An 18452-nucleotide genomic window follows, 5' to 3' on the forward strand; every position below is an offset into this window, starting at 1 on the left:
GCGGATTCCTAATCCGTGGTCCGGCCTCCCGCCCGGGACGCTCCGCCCATTACTTGCGCATCCTATTTTTTCATTGCCCGGAGTTACAGATTCCTGCATCATGGCCTCTCGCAGTTCTCCTGCTTATGATACATACGACCTTAAGAAAAAAAACCCTCTGGTTTCTTGGAGCTTTGAGCGTTTTTGCGGCCCTTGTCGCAGGATCCACCATTTTCTGGTTCCTCAGGAGCGATCCTTCCCCGCAGGAATGGAGATATAATCCCCTCTGGACAAAAGCGGAAAAAGAACAAATTCTTGCCGCAGCGGATTTCACGGCGCACCGCAGTCCGGAACGTTTCATCCTCCGGGGGCTTTCTCCCAATTGCCGCCATATTGACTGGCACATGTTCTCCGAGGTTTCCATGCGCCAGTACATGCAGGACGAAATCAGGGAAAGGCTTCAGATGATCCGGAACACGGCGGAAACCGCAGACGGCCGCTACCACACCTCCTCCAATGAAACCCTGCTGCACCTGGCCTCCGGGCTCGGACAGGTGCAGCTGCTGAACCGCCTCCTGCAACGCCACGCAGACCCGAACCTCCAGATCATGCTGCCGCACCAGGCGGTTCCGTCCATACCGGGGTCCGAACAGGGGGATACGCCCCTGACGTATGCCTGCTATCCCGGCATGGATGACGCCAGGCCCCTTCCGGTTCACAACAGGCTCTCCTGCCTCAATCTGCTGATTCAGTACGGCGCGGATGTAAACAAACCGGGACCGATGGGCTGGCCCCCCCTCGTCATGACCTGCGTAGCCGGAATCGGAGGAGCGCCCTATGAGGAAGCGGCTCTCTTTCTTCTCAAATGCGGGGCGGATATTTCCATCTACCCGGAATTGAGGGGGAAAAAAACCAGCCTGCTGTCCTGGGCCGCCGCCGCCGGCTATCCCCTCCTGGTCCGCAAGCTGTGCGAAGCCGGGTACGATCCCAATTTCCGCGGAGAAATGACTCCTCCCCTTCTTTCCCTGAATCTGAACACCCCGAAAACCGCGCTGCAAATAGCGCATATGCTGGTGGAGTACGGAGCGGACGTCAATGCCGCCATGCCCATGAACACGGCGCCGCCTGATTCAGGGGGGGACACGGCCCTGCTGAACCTGTGCCGCCAGCTGGCTTTCATTGATGAAACCCACCTCCCGCAAATCCGGGAACTGGTCAATCTCTTCATCAGTGAGGGCGCGCACGTCAATCACCAGAATGCAGCCGGGGAAACCCCTCTCATGCTGTGCTGCCGGGACATGCTGCTGGGAGACGACTCCCTGGACCGGCTGAAACTGGGCATTGCGCGCCTTCTGCTGGACCACCAGGCAGACGCCTCCCTGCGGGACAAGTACGGCCGTACGGCCCTCCAGCAGATAGGCAACCTGTCAAACGATCATCTGTACATGGTCCTGAAGCACCTGCCTGAATTAAAAACCTCCACGCTTCCGCAGGCCGGAAGCCGCTAGGCCCCATCCAAGGTTGCCTCCCCTTATTTCACCCGCGCATTCACCGTATCCAGCAGAATGCCTGCATCCGGCTTGGACCCGGTGCTGATGAAATGGATGTAACTGGCTCCGTTGGGAGACTGATTGACCATTTTCAGCGTCCCCGCCTTCTTCCCGTCCAGGGAAACTACGGCCTGGGAACCCTGCCACAGCAGGGAGATTTCATGCCATTCCCCCGGGGCAAAAGGCACCTTTTTCATGCCCAGCAGGAGATGGGGCGCGGGCTTCAGTTTGATGGGGAAGGTGAACAGCGCGTAATCCTTCGTGGTGGTGTCGCAGGCATTGAACAGGCGGTCCGTCAGGGAAACCTGGAGACCGGAATCGTCCGCCTGGTCTCCGTCCGCCACGCGGAAGCGGAATTTGACCAGTCCCGTGGTCCCGTTCGGGAAGTTCCAGGTGGCGCCCCCGTTCTGATAATCCACCCGGGATTTTTCATTAACCAGTTCAGGATCGTTCAAGCGCTTGATCTGGAGCACCTTTTTCGCTCCTCCGGAAGGAGCGGGAACCAGTTCTGCGGAAGGTTTGCGGTTATAGCTGCAATGGCCTTTTTTCTGGGGGATATAGGTATGGATGGTCCACTGGGTTTCCAGATCACGGCCCGTCTGCGTGGCGCGCGTCTTGGCGGCTACCCAGCGGCGGTCCACGATGACCAGGCGGCGGTGGTTCTTGTGCTGCCCCAGGGAAACCAGGATGCGGTTCTTATCCAGCTGCACCATTTCACTCTGGTGCTTGCCGCGGTCTTCAGGTCCGTCCAGCGTCGCATAGCCGGGATGGTTGCGGTGTTCGTCCAGAATGATTTCCCGGAATCCGTACCAGGTTTTGCCTTCGTCATCGGACATGGCGATGTGGTGGGAATCGCGGTTGGTGAACACGTCCTCCCAGGTGCCGTTGCCTGCCGTGGCGTTTTCAGGGAGGGCCATCGTGTTCGTCCACAGGGACACGATGGTGCCGTCATCCAGGCGCCCCAGCGTGTTCATGGTCAGGGTTCCAAAAAAACGGGACGGTTCCGATTTGCTCCACGTTTCCCCGAAATCCTTGGAGAAAGCCTGCCACGCCTGGTCCTGGGAGGTGCGGGCAAGAGCCCACAAGGTGCCGTCCTTCATCTCCAGCACCGTGGCTTCTACGGCATTGTTAAACCATCTGACGCCCTGGTGGGGCGGCTTGGCTTCGTGCTTGGGGGAGGTAAGGCCATTTTTGGACACGTGCCAGGTCAGGCCGCCGTCATCGGAAATATGGAACTTGGTGCCGCCGCCCATGTTGTGGAACGGCACAATCACCCTTTTGCCCTTGTTGACAAAGGTGGGCGTGCGCATGATGCCGCCCAGCTTTTTCAGATTCTTCCGCTTTTCCGGATTTTGCCAGTCCTCCTCCAGCTTACCGTCGTTGGTAACGGCAAACCATTTGCCGTCCAGCCCTCCCTTGGAAAGGAAGACAAAACCGCCGATGGGCTGCACACGGATGAATTCCCTGGTTAGGGGGTTGCGCGCAATCGCCGGGGATTCCTTGGGAATGCCGCCGTAGTTGGGAGGATAACTGGCCGGAGCCATCTTCATTTCCCAGGTTTTTCCGTTGTCCTTGCTGACCAGGTAGTCCGGTTCCTTGCGGGTGCCGGAGTAATGGCGGATTTCACGGGAATTGACGCGGATAAGGCCGCGCCCCGCATCGGACGGCGGCGTGGCGACAACTTCAGGTTCCGGAGCGGAGGCAGCGTTCTGCTGGGCAAAGCAGCAGCAGACGGGACCGGCAAACAGCGCAAACAACAGACTTTTCATAACAAAACAGCAAAGGCGATATAGTTTTATAGGGAAGAACTTCTCCTTCAAGCCAAAATCCGTCCTTACACAAAAAGACCACCGTCAGGAATGCGCCCCGGCAGGCTTCCCCCCGCGGAATTTCGCATCCAGCTTTTTCAACAGCACGGCCAGCTCTTTTTCCAGAACCTCGTATCCCTTTGCGCTGGGGTGCACCACATCTCCCATGAACTCATTCTGCGGAAAAACGCCGTCCGCGGAAAGAAGAGCTTTTCCCGGCTCGGCAAAAAAGACGTTTTTTCCATTCTGAAGCTTCGCCAGCAGCCTGTTTGTCCGCTTTACCGGCTCAACCAGGTCTTTCTCCTTCCTGGGCAGGATGCCCAGCAGCAGGATTTTGGAAGAAGGGCACTTCTGATGCACCAGGCGGACAAACGCCTTGATATTGTCCGCACATGCCTGCGGCGTATCCTTGCGGTGCCCCAGATTGTTGGTTCCCAGCAGAATAATGATGACGCGCGGGGAAATGCCGTCCAGCTCTCCATGCTGCACGCGGTAATAGGCATTATCCACATAATCGAAGCCGAACCCCATGTTCGTCACCGCATGGGAACCGAACAACCGGTCCCAGGACGCCTTCCCCGGCTGGTTGCTGTCTCCGGAAGGCTCTCCTCCCCAACGGTGGGTGATGCTGTCCCCGATCATCACGTACTCCGGCTTTACGGCCTCGTTCCTTTTCCTGACGGCTTCATGCCGTGCCTTCCAGTCATACGGGTCCCGCTGGTGGGGTTCCGGTTTCAGGGTGGAAGGCAAAACGGCTCCGGGAGCGGAGGATGCGGGAAGAGCCAGGCAGCCGGCGCCCAGCAGCAAAGTGAATATGGACAACAGAAAATTCATGGAGGAACAGCGAAATGGAACACCTGTTTTAAACGAATCCTCACGCTTATCAAGACAGCATGAGGGGCCATCCCTCTCCGAATGAAAAAGACCATTACTCAATGAGGCCCCCTTGCAGGCAAAAAGGTCCTTTTTCCCAGATGCTTTTCAACGATCAGATAGATAAAAGCAGCTTGCCGACGAGAATTGAAAGCCGGCACTCATCATTATTCGACCCCCCATGTATTAAAAAATCAATATATTTTGAAAAACATCAATGTACTGATAACGATAACGCAGCCTGGGCGTAACTTCTATGCAATTTGAAAAATTTTATCATCAATGAAATCCTTCGCCCTATTTAAAATCATATTCTGCCTATTATCCACCATCCCATTGATAAAAGCAGAAGATAAAATTCCATTTCCTATCATAGAAAATGGAAATGGAGCCTCCATCTATTACCGGGGGAAAAATAAAGTTATCCAAACCGCCATTGACATTCTCATCAAAGATTCTCAACAAGTATGTAGAAAAAGAGGAATTTCTTTAACGGACTCCGAAAAGGAAGGGGATATATTGGTAGGCGTGATCGGAGAAGATAAAATATTCGATGCATTATGTTCACAACATTATCCGAAATACAAGGAACTAAAAGGGAAATGGGAAACCTTCCTCATACATCCCATACGTTCCCATGATAACAAGAAAAAACTTCTGATAGCCGGATCGGATACACGGGGCGCAGCATACGGAATACTGGAACTGTCAAGGAGCATGGGAATATCCCCCTGGATTTGGTGGGCTGATGTCGTTCCGGAAAAAAAAGACTCTGTTCTGTGGAATCGTTCCCCTCAATACGTGCAAGGCCCATCTGTCCCATACCGCGGCATATTCCTGAATGATGAAGACTGGGGACTCATGCCATGGAGCACAAAAAATCATGATCCGGCCAACCGGGCGGGAGAAATCGGAATAAGAACATACTCCAAAATCTTTGAGTTAATGATGAGACTCCGGGCCAATACGCTATGGCCGGCCATGCACGAATGCACCGTTCCTTTCCATTTTGTCAAGGATGCCCGGGAAACGGCTGAAAAATACGGTATTATCATAGGCACGTCGCATTGTGAACCCATGATGAGGAATAGTGCAGGAGAGTGGAATGACCAATTGAACGGGCCTTATAATTTTGTCACTAATTCAAACAATGTCATACGTTATTGGAAAGAACGCCTGTTAGAAGTAGGGCAAAAGGAGAATATTTATACGATCGGAATGCGGGGGAAGCATGACGGCAGAATGCAAGGAGTCAGTTCCATTGAAGAAGAAAAGAATGTCTTGCAGCAAGTTATCCGCAACCAGAGAGATCTTTTAACAACATATGTTAACAGCAATATAAAAAAAATACCGCAAATTTTTGTTCCTTATAAGGAAGTCTTAAAGGTTTATAACAACGGATTAAGCCTCCCCGATGATATCACTCTCATGTGGAGCGATGATAATCATGGGCACCTGACACGCTTGAACAGCGACAAAGAAAAATCCAGAACGGGAGGTTCCGGAATATATTATCACATTTCTTATTGGGGCTCTCCTCAGGATTATCTTTGGCTCGCATCCACCCAACCAGGTCTGATCTATCAGGAAATGCAACGAGCATGGGAAAACCAAGCGCGCAAAATATGGATATTGAATGTAGGAGATATCAAACCAGGGGAATACCTGATAGAATTTTTCCTGGATATGGCATGGAATATTCATTCTATGGATTCAACAACAATTCGTTCCCATCTTTCTTCCTGGGTAAGCCAGCAATTTCCCGGTTACGAACATGAAATATCCCCGCTTTTAAATCTTTATTACGATCTTGCCGCTCAAAGAAAACCGGAGCACATGGAATTTCTGCCGTCAAAAAAAGGGATTCTATTCTCCAATCCATACAATTTTCACGAATTCGGTGACGAGGCAGGGAGAAGAATACACTGGTATCAGGTTATCAGCGATCTATCGGAAGAAATCTATAAAAACATGGATCATGAAAGAAAAGACTCTTATTTCCAGCTAGTCCACTATCCTGTCTCAGCCGCAGCTTCCATGAACAAAAAAGTGCTGTATGCTCAAAAAGCCAGAGAACTGGCTGTGTATAACCTCCCGGCAGCCAATAACTACAGCACTCTTTCCAAAAAGGAATATGATAAAATATCCCAGTTAACCCGTCACTACAATTTGGAAACAAGTAAGGGGAAATGGAACGGAATCATGAGCATGTCTCCGAGAAATCAATCTGTTTTCAAATGTCCCGAACTTCCAGAATTCATCACTTCGACAAAAAAAGGATTGCTGCTTTGGGTCGATGGGAATCCATCCCCCTCAGAAGAACGCCAAGTTTCTTTACCCGCTTTAACAAAAGGGGGAGACAGGCCGTCAACCGTTACAGTTTACCAGAGAGACCATGGCCACATTGTCTATGAAGCCGTGGATATTCCAAAAGGATTTCAAATCCAAACAAGCCCTCTTCCCGGCGGGGAAGTTCAAATAGCCGTATATGCGGATTCCACCACGCAAGACGGACGGAACACCATTAAAATAAAACTCAATGGAGAATATTATGAATTCATATGTCCCGCCGTTTCAGCAAAAACAAACTTGCCTCAGCAATTTATTGAAAATCAATTTTACATATCATTCCCCGCAACACAACAAATAAACAATCAGTTAAAAACAAAAGTCATTGATTCTCTCGGGCATAGCGGAAGCTCCATAGTCCTTCCGAAATCTTCCAGAGACAATAAAAACAAACATGCCTTTTACGAATTCTATTCCTTCAGCAAAGGACCATTCAGCTTATATGTCGGAAGCATCCCTATCCACCCGCAATGCGGGAAAGAGCTAAGGTATGCCGTTATCATTGACAATCAAGAACCTGTCATTGTGTCAACATACGCAGAATTCCATACAAAAAAGTGGAACTTGAATGTCCTGAGAAACCAATCTTTAACCTCAAGCCAGCATATTATTAAAACACCGGGGAAGCATACCATACAAATTTATGCGCTTGACGAAGATTTATACCTGGACCAAATCATGATTGATTTTAAGGAAAATAGAAACTTCTACGCCATTCCTTGCAGTTGTTACAATAATCCAGTTTATTCACTTATAAACAAAAATCCTGTTATTAAAAATAAGGACTTGCCAACAAAAAAATAACAGGCACACTCTCCTCCCTTCATCATCTCATTTTATATTGTTTTTTGTTTATGGTCGGCATCATCAAAGACTTGAAAGAGGCCCCTGCCCTGCCGCAGGAATGGGAAGGATTCAAGCCGGGAGCATGGACGGAGTCCATTGACGTACGGGACTTCATCCAGAATAATTACACCCCCTATTCCGGCAATGAAGAGTTTCTTTCCGGCCCTTCCCAGCGCACGCTCCGGCTCTGGGAGGAACTGAAAGTCCTGCTGAAACAGGAAATAGACAATGGCGGCGTGCTGGATGCGGATGAGAAAGTGGTCTCCTCCATCGTCTCCCACAAGCCCGGCTACATTGACAAGGAGCTGGAAGTGGTGGTGGGCCTCCAGACGGACGCCCCCCTGAAACGCGCTCTGATGCCCTTCGGCGGCCTGCGCATGGCCCAGCAGGCCCTGGAATCCTATGGATTCAAGATGTGCGAAAAGACGGCGGACATTTTTAACAAGATACGCAAGACGCACAACGAGGGCGTTTTTGACGCCTACACCTCCGACATCCGCGCCGCCCGTTCCGCCGGGATTATTACCGGCCTTCCGGACGCCTACGGCCGCGGACGCATCATCGGAGACTACCGCCGCGTGGCCTTGTACGGCACGGACAGGCTGGCCGCCGAACGCCGCAAGGACCTCAAAAACAAGGAGAACATCCCCCTCACGGACGAAGTGATCCGCCTGCGCGAGGAAATGAGCGAACAAATCCGCGCCCTGGAAGAACTCGCCCGGATGGGCGCCTCCTACGGCTGCGACCTCACCCGCCCTGCCGCCAACGCCCGTGAAGCCGTCCAGTGGACCTACCTGGGCTACCTGGCCGCTGTAAAGGAACAGAACGGCGCCGCCATGTCCCTGGGCCGCGTCTCCACCTTCTTTGACATTTATTTCACCCGTGATCTGGAACAGGGCCTCATCACGGAAGAGGAAGTGCAGGAAATCATGGACCAGTTCGTGATGAAGCTGCGCATCGTCCGCTTCATCCGCACGCCCGACTACAACAACCTGTTCTCCGGAGACCCCACCTGGGTGACGGAATCCATCGGCGGCATGGGTGAAGACGGCCGTACCCTCGTCACCCGCAGTTCCTTCCGCATGCTCCAGACCCTGTACAACCTGGGACCGGCTCCGGAACCGAACCTGACCGTGCTGTGGTCCAGGGACCTGCCGGAAGCCTTCAAGAACTTCTGCGCCAGGGTTTCCATTGAAACGTCCTCCGTCCAGTACGAGAACGACGACCTGATGCGCCCGCACTGGGGCGACGACTACGGCATCGCCTGCTGCGTGTCCGCCATGCGCATCGGCAAGCAGATGCAATTCTTCGGCGCACGCGCCAACCTCGCCAAGTGCCTGCTGTACGCCCTGAACGGCGGGATGGATGAACTCAAGGGCAAGCAGGTGGCCCCGCCTTCCCCGCGCTATACGGAGGAAATCCTGAAGTACGATGAAGTGATGGCCCTGTACGACAAGATGCAGGACTGGCTCGCCAAAACCTACATCGACGCGCTGAACATCATCCACTACATGCATGACAAGTACTGCTATGAACGGATAGAAATGGCGCTGCATGATCCGGACATCCTGCGTACGATGGCCACGGGCATCGCCGGGCTGTCCGTGGCGGCAGACTCCTTGTCCGCCATCAAGTACGCCACCGTAAAAGCTATCCGCAATGAAGACGGCCTGATTGTGGATTTTAAAACGGAAGGGGAATTCCCGTGCTACGGGAACAATGACCCGCGCGTGGACGACATCGCGTGCAGCCTGGTCGGCAATTTCATGCAGAAGCTGCGCAAACTGCACACCTACCGCAACTCCCTCCCCACCCAGTCCATCCTGACCATCACCTCCAATGTGGTTTACGGCAAGAAGACGGGCAACACGCCGGACGGCCGCCGCGCCGGGGAACCGTTCGCGCCCGGAGCCAATCCCATGCACGGAAGGGACAGGAACGGAGCCGTGGCCTCCATGCTCTCCGTAGCCAAACTGTCCTATGACGACGCCCTGGACGGCATCTCCTACACCTTCTCCATCGTGCCGCAGGCCCTGGGCAAGGAAGAAGGGGAACGCCGCACGAAGCTCGTTTCCCTGCTGGACGCCTACTTTGCCGCCACCGGGCACCACATCAACGTAAACGTGCTAGAACGGGAAACCCTCCTTGACGCCATGGACCACCCGGAAAAATACCCTCAGCTGACCATCCGCGTTTCCGGCTATGCCGTGAATTTCATCAAGCTGACCCGGGAACAGCAGCAGGAAGTCATCGACCGCACCTTCCACACCCGTTAACCCACCCACCACCGGATGCCGCAGACTTTTTCCCAGAATCCGGCCCCGGACAGCGAAGCTGCCGTCACCGGGCTGGTCCATTCCGTGGAATCCTGCGGCACGGTGGACGGTCCCGGCATCCGCTTTGTCCTCTTCCTGTCCGGATGCAGCCTGCGGTGCCGCTACTGCCATAACCCGGACGCCTCCTACGTACGCCGGGGCCGGACCAGAAGCGCGGCGGACGTCCTTGAGGAAATAGCCCGCTACCGGGACTTTCTGCTGGCGACGGGCGGCGGCGTCACCCTCTCCGGAGGCGATCCCCTGTTTCAGCCGGATTTTACCGGAGCCGTGCTTAAAGGATGCAGGAAGATGGGACTGCATACCTGCCTGGACACCTCCGGCCACCTGGGCGCCAATGCGGATGAAGACATGCTGGCGCATACGGACCTCGTCCTGCTGGACATCAAGGCGTGGAATCCGGAATCATACAAGGCCCTGACGGGAGGGGAACTGCGCCCCACCCTGGAATTCGCGGAACGCCTGGCCGCCCTCCGCAAACCCGTCTGGCTCCGGTACGTGCTCGTGCCCGGCCTCACAGACGGCATGGAAGACATCGCGAAGCTTTCCCGTTATGCGGCCCATCTGGGCAACGTGGAGCGCGTGGACGTGCTCCCTTTTCACCAGATGGGTCGCTTCAAGTGGGATGAACTGAACCTGGACTACACCTTGAAGGACGTTCCGGAACCGTCCGCGGAACTGACGGAGCAGGTCCGCGGAATTTTCCGCCGGGAAGGCTTTCCGGACTGCGTGCATTAACCGGATTCCCATGTGTGCCTACAAACGGCGGCATTTGGAACGCGTGTATTGACGGACCATGAAAACCTGCTCCCGGATGGGTGCTGTTCACACCTCCGCATCCGGAAACTCCGTAAAAAATGAGGAGTATTTCTTGAATTGGTTTGAAAAACGGAACAGGGCCTTTCGTTAGCCCATTCTGTTCAACCGTTGCCTTGTTAAGGCCGGAGGCCTTAACTCCCAGTTGGCAGCTTCCGGCATACACAACGGATATTTGCCCCAGTCCCCCCTCCGACAGCCCCTCTACTGGGAATGAGGGCCTCCCGGCCCTCATACATCAGGCACAGCCACTCGTAAAAGCCCTGTTTCTTTCAAACATTCTCTCCTGCCATTCTATTAAGGCCGGAGGCCTTAATTCCCAGCTGGCAGCTTCCGGCATACACAACGGATATTTGCCCCAGTCCCCCCTCCGACAGCCCCTCTACTGGGAATGAGGGCCTCCCGGCCCTCATACATCAGGCACAGCCACTCGTAAAAGCCCTGTTTCTTTCAAACATTCTCTCCTGCCATTCTATTAAGGCCGGAGGCCTTAATTCCCAGCTGGGTGCTTTCCGTATACGCAACGGAAAGTTGTCCACGCACCGCGCTTTGCTATGCACCCTCTACGGGAAAAACAGCGTTCATGCCAACGCACTCTTCCAGCTCAATAACCACTTTTTTCATTCCCCAGCTCACTCCTTCCCGGAAATTTCCCTCAGGGCGTCCAGTACTTCCACCACGGTAATATGACGGTTGCAGGGAACGTCACGGTCGCATTCTTTCAGGAAGCAGGGAGAACAGCACTGGTGGCTGTACAGGGAACGGTTGAAAGGCCCCATGGGCCGGTAAACATCCGGAAGCCGGGTGGAAAACAGGGTCACCACCGGCAGGCCGCGGAAGGAGCAGAGGGCCGGAATGTCTCCATCCACGGCAACAGCCGCGGCGGCGGCGTCCATCACGGGGAACAAGGCTTCCGGCGCTCCGGCCACCATTTCCACGTTCAGGCGTTCCGCCAGGGCGGCGGCGCGCTCCCGGTCTTCTTCCAGAGCGATCAATACGGGACTGCCCGGCAACAGGGGAACCAGTTCCGCCCACTGTTCTTCGCTCCATTCACTGGCGCGCCCCAGACTGGAAAACGGAGCCAGCAGAATGGGGGCGTTTTCCGCCGCTGCCTCCTTTTTCACCGGGAACAGGGACGGCTGCCAGGCATCCAGACCGTGCAGGCTTCCCAGCTGCAGATAGAGCTGCACCCGGTGCATGGGGGGAGCAGAGCGCAGCACGGGAGATTTCACCCGGAATTGATACTTCCGGGAACCGGGATGCGTATCCAGCCCGGAGAACATCATCGGGCCGTACGGCTCCAGAGCCTTCAGGGTCTCCATGTCCTGGTCCAGCATGACGCCCAGGTCCAGGGGGCCCTCCTTGTAAAATTCCTCCGCAGCCAGCGCTTCCCGGAGCTGCTCCAGGGAATCGTGCGGCAGCACATGGCTGACTTCCGGCACCGTCTTCCATACCCCTGCCTGGGCAGACGGGCAGATGACGTTCACCTGCATGTCGCACCGGACGGCTTGCAGCGCCCGGATCAGCGGAACAGTCACAAGGGCTTCATCCAGCGCCTTCGGCACGGCCACCAGGATGCGGTAGGGCTGCAATTCCATGTTTTCCAGAAGCCTGGCCGTCTTTTCATCATGGGGAGCAAAACGGTCGATGGACTTCCAGCGGTGGTGCATCCAGAACACGTCCAGCACGGATCTGCCGATCAAAGCTTCCAAGGCCCTGTTCACCTCAATGGTGTCCCCCGCCAGGGAGCCGTCCGAACCGGAAAAATCCACCACGTTTCCCATGTCCGCTATCCAGTGCCCGGGGGAATCCGTACGCACCGCTACGGCCACCATGCCCGCTCCCGTCCTTTTTCTCAGCAGGGCCGGCAGCGGAGTGGTTCCGGTCACCTTGCCGAAGAAGGGGACATGCACCCCTTCCCACACAAACTGGTCGCTCAGCACGCCCAGGGCCGCACCCTCCTTGAGCAGCTTCATGGGCGCCTTGATGCCGCCCTCCTTGGAAAACATCTGCGTGCCCCGCTCCGTGCGGCGCTTGTACACGTATTCCTCCATCAGCGGGTTGTCAAACTGGCGGTACATGGACCCGTAACGCTCCACTTCCGGGAAAAACACGCGTATTCTTGCCAACGCCTCCCAATTGCCGGAATGGGCTACGGCGCACACCTGCCCCTTCCCTTCCACTACGGGAGAAACAAAGTCTTCATGCCCCACGATGGTGACGCATTTTTTCAGCTGCTCATCCGTCAGCGTGGACGTCTTGGCGGAACACAGAAAATTGGCAATCGTCCTTTTGAAATTTTCCCGGCTCAACTGCTGCAATTTTTTCCCGCGCAAGGCCGGATCCAGGACAATGCGCAGATTCCGCTCCACGATTTTCCGCCGTTCCGGCAACAGATACCACGCCGCACCGCCCGCAGCACGCCCCAGGCGGTAAAGCGTTTTCATGCCGACGAGCTTCAGCAGCCCCTCCATCAGCAGAAACCCTTTCATCCCCAGATAATGGGCAAACGTATTCCGGGGAGCCGGAGAGGAAGCGGAGGAAGGGGAACTTGTCATAAGGAAAACCGGAACGGATTTTATACGAATCCCTTCTGGTCCACAAACTCTTTATGTGCCGATCTGCCGGTCTGCGTTTCCGTGTTCAGCCCTGCAAGACAGTTTTTCCCCGCGGGCATCCTTGTCGTGACAGGCCTTTATGGCAGTCATGCCTTCCCGCATCACCAAGCCGCCGCCAGGGATGCAATAACATTCAAATCCGGGAAGAAATCTTGAAATGCCCTTCGTCCAGAAACAGACACTCCTTCCCGGCATCACTAAACGGAGACTGTCCCTCAACGCCCGGAACACTTTAATTTTCCTTAACTTTATGAAAGTAAACGGATTTAGAATCCGGTGTCAACAGAAAAAGACCAAAACATGAATTTTTTTTCATCATAGTAAACCCCTTAACGAAATTGACCTCACTTATACATCCCGGCCATTTTTCCGGCCATGAAACCAAGTTCCGGAATCGGAGAAATAAAGACAACTCATTATCAACATCGTATGAAAAATTTACTCTCTAAATCCTTTTCAAATCTTTGACGGATTCTAAATTCGAGTACATCTCCATTACATTGATATGGAGGAATGGGCTTCCTTATCTCTGCTACCAGAACATCAATTATCATAGACGCTATGAGGAAAACATTATTTATTGCGGTTCTCTCTCTTGGGGTGAGTATGGCCGCTTCCGCCGCAACCGTTTTTACCAGTAATGAGGATTATTCGTTAAGCTCCCGCACAGCCATCTCGAATAACAGCCCTGGTGTGGTTGGGGAGCTGGATCTTAATTCATTAGTTCAAGTATCCGGCAACGATAAAAGCACTGGAACGGGAACCATCATGATGTGGGTGACGCTGGATTCGTTGCCGACGGGTCTCACTTCCCTATTTTCTGTCCACACTAATGCAACTTCAATCGGCGGCTGGGGAGTGATGGTGGGGAATGATGGCAAGTTGAATATTTGCCAACAGAAAACCCCCTCAAGTAACAAAATCACTTCCAATAGCACCAAAACCACTGCGGATTCTCCCATTTCCGCTGGTACGGCATTTCATCTTGCCCTCAGTTCTGTTGGCGGGCGTGAGACAAACAGCCTCGTTTTATATGTCAATGGAAAAGAAGTGGCAACCTGTGCCGGATTCGGATTGGACGGAAATCGGTTCCAAGATCTTTTGATAGGGGAAATAAACGGCAATCTCTCCGGAACGGCTTCCGGGCTGACGGTGGATAATACTGTTCTGGATGCCTCCGCTATCCAGGCCATTATGGAAAACACAAGGCCCGTTCCGGAACCTGCTACGGCCTCGCTGGGTCTGCTGGGTCTGGCAGTTCTGATGATGCGCCGCCGCCGGGCCTGATTCTCCCGCATTGTCTGATTAAAGATCAAGCCAGGCGGACATTTCCATGGGGAATGTCCGCTTTTTGCTTTCAGTTTCCGGTTTTTTCCTGCGATGAAGACTCTTCTTTCCTTATTTCTGACGGCGGCGCTCTCTTGCCAGCTCCCGGCGGTTCCGGTTTATCCCGGCGCCGCTCCGGGCCGGGCGGCCATGACGGAAACGGCCTCTGGCAACCAAACGGTTTACAGAGTGTCCAATGCGCTGCTCTCCGCCACTTACGTTCATGACCGCGGGAAAGGGACCCTGGCCTTCGGAGGCCTGTCCGTCCAGGGAAAGGACGTGGCCGCTTCCGAGAATACGCTGTTCATCATCAACCTGAAAGACGGTTCCGCCCTGCGTTCGGAGAACATGACGCTCCAATCCGTTTCCTCCGGATATGACCCAGGCGACAGGAAGGCGGTGAAAGCGGCTGACAGGATTCCATCCCGCTATCTGGAAGCCGTGTTTGTCGAAGGAGCCGTCACGGTGCGCTGGCGCGCCGTGCTGCACAACGGTTCTCATTACCTGCGCACGGAAATGAAAATCTCCTCCTCGGAAGCGCTGGAAGCGAATAACGTGATCGCCATGCGCTACCCCATTCTTCCCAATGGCGGAGCCGTGGTGGTCCGGGGAACGGCAAAAAGCGGCAATCCGGTGACCAGTCCGGATGTATTCTGCGGGCTGGAAACGCCTACGGGCGTTAATTTCGTCACCCTTCCTTCCGGCTCCTCCGGCGGGGACTGGAATCCCTTTTCCTGGTCTCCCACTTCCTGGACAGACGTTACGGACTCCACTCTCATTCCGGAAGACATGAAAACCGTGAACGGCATGAAGCTGAACATGGACAACCTGACCACCTGTGAAGGGGCGGTCAGTTATGCAGCCGCCGGAACGGATACCGTCACCTTCCGGTACGCCTCCGGAACTCATCGGCTGAATATGGTGGGCGTCCAGCTTCTGGATGAACATGGCTCCGTGATTTCCCAAGACATCCATGCGGGTTATACCGGAGGGGCCGCTTCTCAAAATTCCTACACGCTCCAGATTCCCGCAGCCGGAACGTACCGCCTCCGTTACTGGGTGGAGACGCAAACAGAGACCATCACCAGCTCGGGGACGATTGAACATTCCCTTTCTCCCACACTGGTAGTGGAGGAGGACGCACCCAATGATCCCTGGCTGGTACAGGGGCGCTGGCCCCGTTCCGCGGCTCTGCAACCGGATGCTTCCGAAACGCTGCGGGTATGGGAAGTATCCTCCGTCATCGGCGTGCTGGCTCCCGGACAGGAACGCCGTTCCGTACTGGCTTATACGGAACGCCAGAGGGCCGTTCCCTACCGTTCCATGGTGCATTACAATTCCTGGTATGAGCTGAACATCAACCGCAACGGGGGAGCATGGCAGAACAGGATGCAGGAATCCCAGTGCCTGCCCGTGGTAGAGGCCTGGAAGAAAAACCTGTTTGACGCCCACCAGGTGGGCCTGGACGCCTTCGTCTGGGACGACGGCTGGGACGATTTTGATTCCCTGTGGAATTTTCATCCCGGTTTTCCGGACGGGTTCAGCAAGCTGAATACGGAATGCCTGAAACAGGGAGCGGGACAAGGAGCCTGGCTGGGACCGACGGGCGGCTATGCCCCGGCCCAAGGCTCGCGCCTGAATGCATGGAAAGCCCAGCATCCGGAAGCTCCAGCCTTCAACCTGTCCAATTCCGTTTATTTTGAAGGATTCACGGACCGCTGCAAATTCATGGTGCGGAATTATGACATGAGGTACTTCAAATTTGACGGCATCGGCTCCGACGCAGAAGGCATCATCAACGTCATCCGGGAATTGCGGACGGAACGGGAAGACCTTTATTTCAACTGTACGGTGGGTACCTGGGCCTCCCCCTTCTGGTACATGTACGCGGATTCCACCTGGCGGGACGGGAACGACTATCAGGAACGGGGGGATGGAGACAACGACGGCTACGGACACCGGAACAAATGGCTGACTTACCGGGATGACCAGATCCATTCCACTTTTGTCACGAAATCCCCCCTATGTACGCTCAACTCCCTGATGTTCCATGGCGTCATCCATTCCTCCCATGGGGGGCCGAACGCGATGTCCAAGGATGTGGAAAGCGTGAAATGGGAAATGCGCCTTTCCGTAGCGTGCGGATCTTGCCTGCAAGAGCTCTATCTGGACAAGGATTTGATGACGGCGGAACACTGGGCGGAACTGGCGCGGTGCATCAAGTGGTTCCGCAGCAACCGGGACGTGCTGGCGGACGTGCACTGGGTGGGCGGAGACCCTTGGGACGACACTCAGGCGGAGAACGACAGGGGAGGAATCTACGGCTGGGCGGCCTGGAACCGCGACAAGGCCACGCTGGCCCTGCGCAATTCCTCCAAAGCTCCGCATACTTATACGTTCACCCTGCGCCAGGCTCTGGACATTCCGCCGGGAAACGGGGAAGCCGTAGCCTTCCGTGCCGTTTATGACGACCAGCCGGAACATCGGGAGCTGACGGAAAAACCGCTGTCTCCGGATACGCCAGTGACCGTCACGATGCAGCCTTATGAAGCCATTGTGTTTGATACGGGGGCGGACACGGTTTCTCCCCGTACGGCATGGGACGCCTGGATTGCCGCCAACCTGGGGGGAGAGGATGCCAACAACGAAGCACTGGCGGCGGAAACGGCCGACCCGGACGGAGACGGAATCGTGAACCTGATGGAATTCGCCCTGGGAGGCGACATGCTGAAACCGAACCGTCTCAACGGAAGAGAAGGAGACACGGCTCTCATCACGCACGGAATGGAGGAAGGGCATGTATTAACCATGACTTTTACGCCCAACCCTGACGCCGTGGGCGTGGTGCGCTATACGGCGCAGTTTTCCAACGATTTGACCACTTGGGAAGACGTTCCCGTAGAACTCCCGGAGGAAGCCGCCAAAACGCCCACTCCCGTCACGGTGAAGGATCCTGGCGCGTCAGCCGCAATTCCGAGAAGATTTGCGCGCCTGAACGTGGAGATGATGGAAAATGAAGAAAAGACTAAAGATTAAAGACGCCCCCCCTTCCCCCGCATGCCGCCACGGTCATGGATTCCAGCGGAGGAGGCGGGAAGCATCAAAAGCCGTTCCCTTGAGAGAAAGGAACGGCTGGCAGGGAAAAGAAGCAGAGGATTTTCTATTTTCTGCGCCTGCGGGCGGCAAACCCCATCAATGCCAGCAGTGACAACGCCGCAGAGGAGGGTTCCGGAACAGCAGCATAAGAGACGGAGAGCTGGCTCAGTTTAGTCCCGTTCAATCCGTCTCCATTCCAGCCGGGAGCCTTATGCCCGATGGCGTACATCTGGTTTTGAGTATCTCCTCCGTCAGAACTTCCGCCGTACCAGGAAATATCGCCAATGGTAGATGTTGCGGTGCTGGTAGTGGTGCCGTCATTAAGAGTGACCGTCACGTCATGCCCCAGGATATCCACGGTTACCGTTGTCCAGGTACCTGACGTCAGCGTGGCTGCTGCAATGGCTCCTCCGGCAGAAAGGTTGCCGGTGTTAATGGCTAGCTTTCCGTTGCTGAGTCCCAGGCTGAAGCCGTACCCGCTTCGGGCAACGTGGATGATATTCTCCAGGGAATTGTTGCCTCCCCAGCAGATGTCCATACTGATGCTCATGGTGCCTTCTCCGGAGATGGCTCCGTTCAGCATTTCCCGGAACGCATTTGTCCCGCGTTCTTCAAAAGATGAGGCGGTCAGCACCGTCCCTTTATCCGGATCCGTCGCGGTAGTGAATTGATTAGAGGCCGTACCTCCCATAACAGCGGTTGCAGAGGAAAAATCCCATGTATAGGTGGTCGTGGCCGCCTGTACTGCTCCGCAAAGAAGCAACCCAGACGCCAGCGCGAACAATTTTTTAACAAATAAATTAATAATCATAGACAGGATGTGTGAACGTGAAAGCATTCATACGATTTAGGAATTCG

The 18452-nt window shown here is 54.8% G+C and carries 10 protein-coding genes; 6 read left to right on the forward strand and 4 right to left on the reverse strand.

What is annotated here, in order from left to right; translation table 11 throughout:
- Window positions 1-125 precede the first annotated feature (125 nt).
- On the forward strand, window positions 126-1487 hold the full coding sequence (locus LIO64_RS11635; protein ID WP_290549617.1) for an ankyrin repeat domain-containing protein: 1362 nt from the start codon (window positions 126-128) through the stop codon (window positions 1485-1487).
- A gap of 23 nt (window positions 1488-1510) precedes the next feature.
- Here the strand turns inward: LIO64_RS11635 and LIO64_RS11640 are convergent, their stop codons facing one another.
- Both LIO64_RS11640 and LIO64_RS11645 read right to left on the reverse strand, forming a co-directional pair.
- Entirely contained in the window at window positions 1511-3298 is a 1788-nt protein-coding gene (locus tag LIO64_RS11640) for a sialidase family protein (RefSeq protein WP_290549618.1), read from the reverse strand.
- A gap of 84 nt (window positions 3299-3382) precedes the next feature.
- A complete protein-coding gene (locus tag LIO64_RS11645; RefSeq protein ID WP_290549619.1) occupies window positions 3383-4171 on the reverse strand; it encodes a GDSL-type esterase/lipase family protein in 789 nt (262 codons plus the stop codon).
- Between the two features lie 321 nt (window positions 4172-4492).
- Here LIO64_RS11645 and LIO64_RS11650 point away from each other — a divergent pair, with 321 nt between their 5' ends.
- Genes LIO64_RS11650 through pflA form a run of 3 tightly spaced genes read left to right on the forward strand, consistent with a single transcriptional unit; the run spans window position 4493 to window position 10476 of the window.
- Window positions 4493-7363, forward strand: a complete 2871-nt coding sequence (locus LIO64_RS11650; protein WP_290549620.1) for a glycosyl hydrolase 115 family protein — start codon at window positions 4493-4495, stop codon at window positions 7361-7363.
- A gap of 50 nt (window positions 7364-7413) precedes the next feature.
- Window positions 7414-9681, forward strand: coding sequence for a formate C-acetyltransferase (gene pflB, locus LIO64_RS11655; RefSeq protein WP_290549621.1), 2268 nt, complete (start codon window positions 7414-7416; stop codon window positions 9679-9681).
- 15 nt (window positions 9682-9696) lie between these two features.
- Window positions 9697-10476: a pyruvate formate-lyase-activating protein gene (pflA, locus tag LIO64_RS11660; RefSeq protein ID WP_290549622.1), complete on the forward strand. Its 780-nt coding sequence runs from the start codon at window positions 9697-9699 to the stop codon at window positions 10474-10476.
- A 710-nt stretch (window positions 10477-11186) separates the two neighbouring features.
- Here pflA and LIO64_RS11665 read toward each other — a convergent pair.
- Window positions 11187-13112 (reverse strand): hypothetical protein, encoded by a 1926-nt coding sequence (locus LIO64_RS11665; RefSeq protein ID WP_290549623.1) that lies wholly within the window; start codon window positions 13110-13112, stop codon window positions 11187-11189.
- A 621-nt stretch (window positions 13113-13733) separates the two neighbouring features.
- Here LIO64_RS11665 and LIO64_RS11670 point away from each other — a divergent pair.
- Both LIO64_RS11670 and LIO64_RS11675 read left to right on the forward strand, forming a co-directional pair.
- Window positions 13734-14459, forward strand: a complete 726-nt coding sequence (locus LIO64_RS11670; RefSeq protein WP_290549624.1) for a LamG-like jellyroll fold domain-containing protein — start codon at window positions 13734-13736, stop codon at window positions 14457-14459.
- A gap of 93 nt (window positions 14460-14552) precedes the next feature.
- Window positions 14553-17534: a hypothetical protein gene (locus tag LIO64_RS11675; protein WP_290549625.1), complete on the forward strand. Its 2982-nt coding sequence runs from the start codon at window positions 14553-14555 to the stop codon at window positions 17532-17534.
- A 124-nt stretch (window positions 17535-17658) separates the two neighbouring features.
- Here LIO64_RS11675 and LIO64_RS11680 read toward each other — a convergent pair whose 3' ends face one another.
- The gene (locus LIO64_RS11680) at window positions 17659-18405 is read right to left on the reverse strand and encodes a PEP-CTERM sorting domain-containing protein (RefSeq protein WP_290549626.1); all 747 of its coding nucleotides are present in this window, start codon (window positions 18403-18405) and stop codon (window positions 17659-17661) included.
- Window positions 18406-18452: the final 47 nt, after the last annotated feature.

Source organism: Akkermansia sp., from assembly GCF_020860705.1.
Taxonomy (GTDB): domain Bacteria; phylum Verrucomicrobiota; class Verrucomicrobiia; order Verrucomicrobiales; family Akkermansiaceae; genus Akkermansia.

Bases quoted from the DNA above. Each gene is read 5' to 3' on its own strand.
- pflB (WP_290549621.1), top strand. From the start codon at position 7,414: ATGGTCGGCATCATCAAAGACTTGAAAGAGGCCCCTGCCCTGCCGCAG.
- LIO64_RS11640 (WP_290549618.1), bottom strand. From the start codon at position 3,298: ATGAAAAGTCTGTTGTTTGCGCTGTTTGCCGGTCCCGTCTGCTGCTGC.
- LIO64_RS11645 (WP_290549619.1), bottom strand. From the start codon at position 4,171: ATGAATTTTCTGTTGTCCATATTCACTTTGCTGCTGGGCGCCGGCTGC.
- pflA (WP_290549622.1), top strand. From the start codon at position 9,697: ATGCCGCAGACTTTTTCCCAGAATCCGGCCCCGGACAGCGAAGCTGCC.
- LIO64_RS11635 (WP_290549617.1), top strand. From the start codon at position 126: ATGATACATACGACCTTAAGAAAAAAAACCCTCTGGTTTCTTGGAGCT.
- LIO64_RS11650 (WP_290549620.1), top strand. From the start codon at position 4,493: ATGAAATCCTTCGCCCTATTTAAAATCATATTCTGCCTATTATCCACC.
- LIO64_RS11680 (WP_290549626.1), bottom strand. From the start codon at position 18,405: ATGATTATTAATTTATTTGTTAAAAAATTGTTCGCGCTGGCGTCTGGG.
- LIO64_RS11665 (WP_290549623.1), bottom strand. From the start codon at position 13,112: ATGACAAGTTCCCCTTCCTCCGCTTCCTCTCCGGCTCCCCGGAATACG.
- LIO64_RS11670 (WP_290549624.1), top strand. From the start codon at position 13,734: ATGAGGAAAACATTATTTATTGCGGTTCTCTCTCTTGGGGTGAGTATG.
- LIO64_RS11675 (WP_290549625.1), top strand. From the start codon at position 14,553: ATGAAGACTCTTCTTTCCTTATTTCTGACGGCGGCGCTCTCTTGCCAG.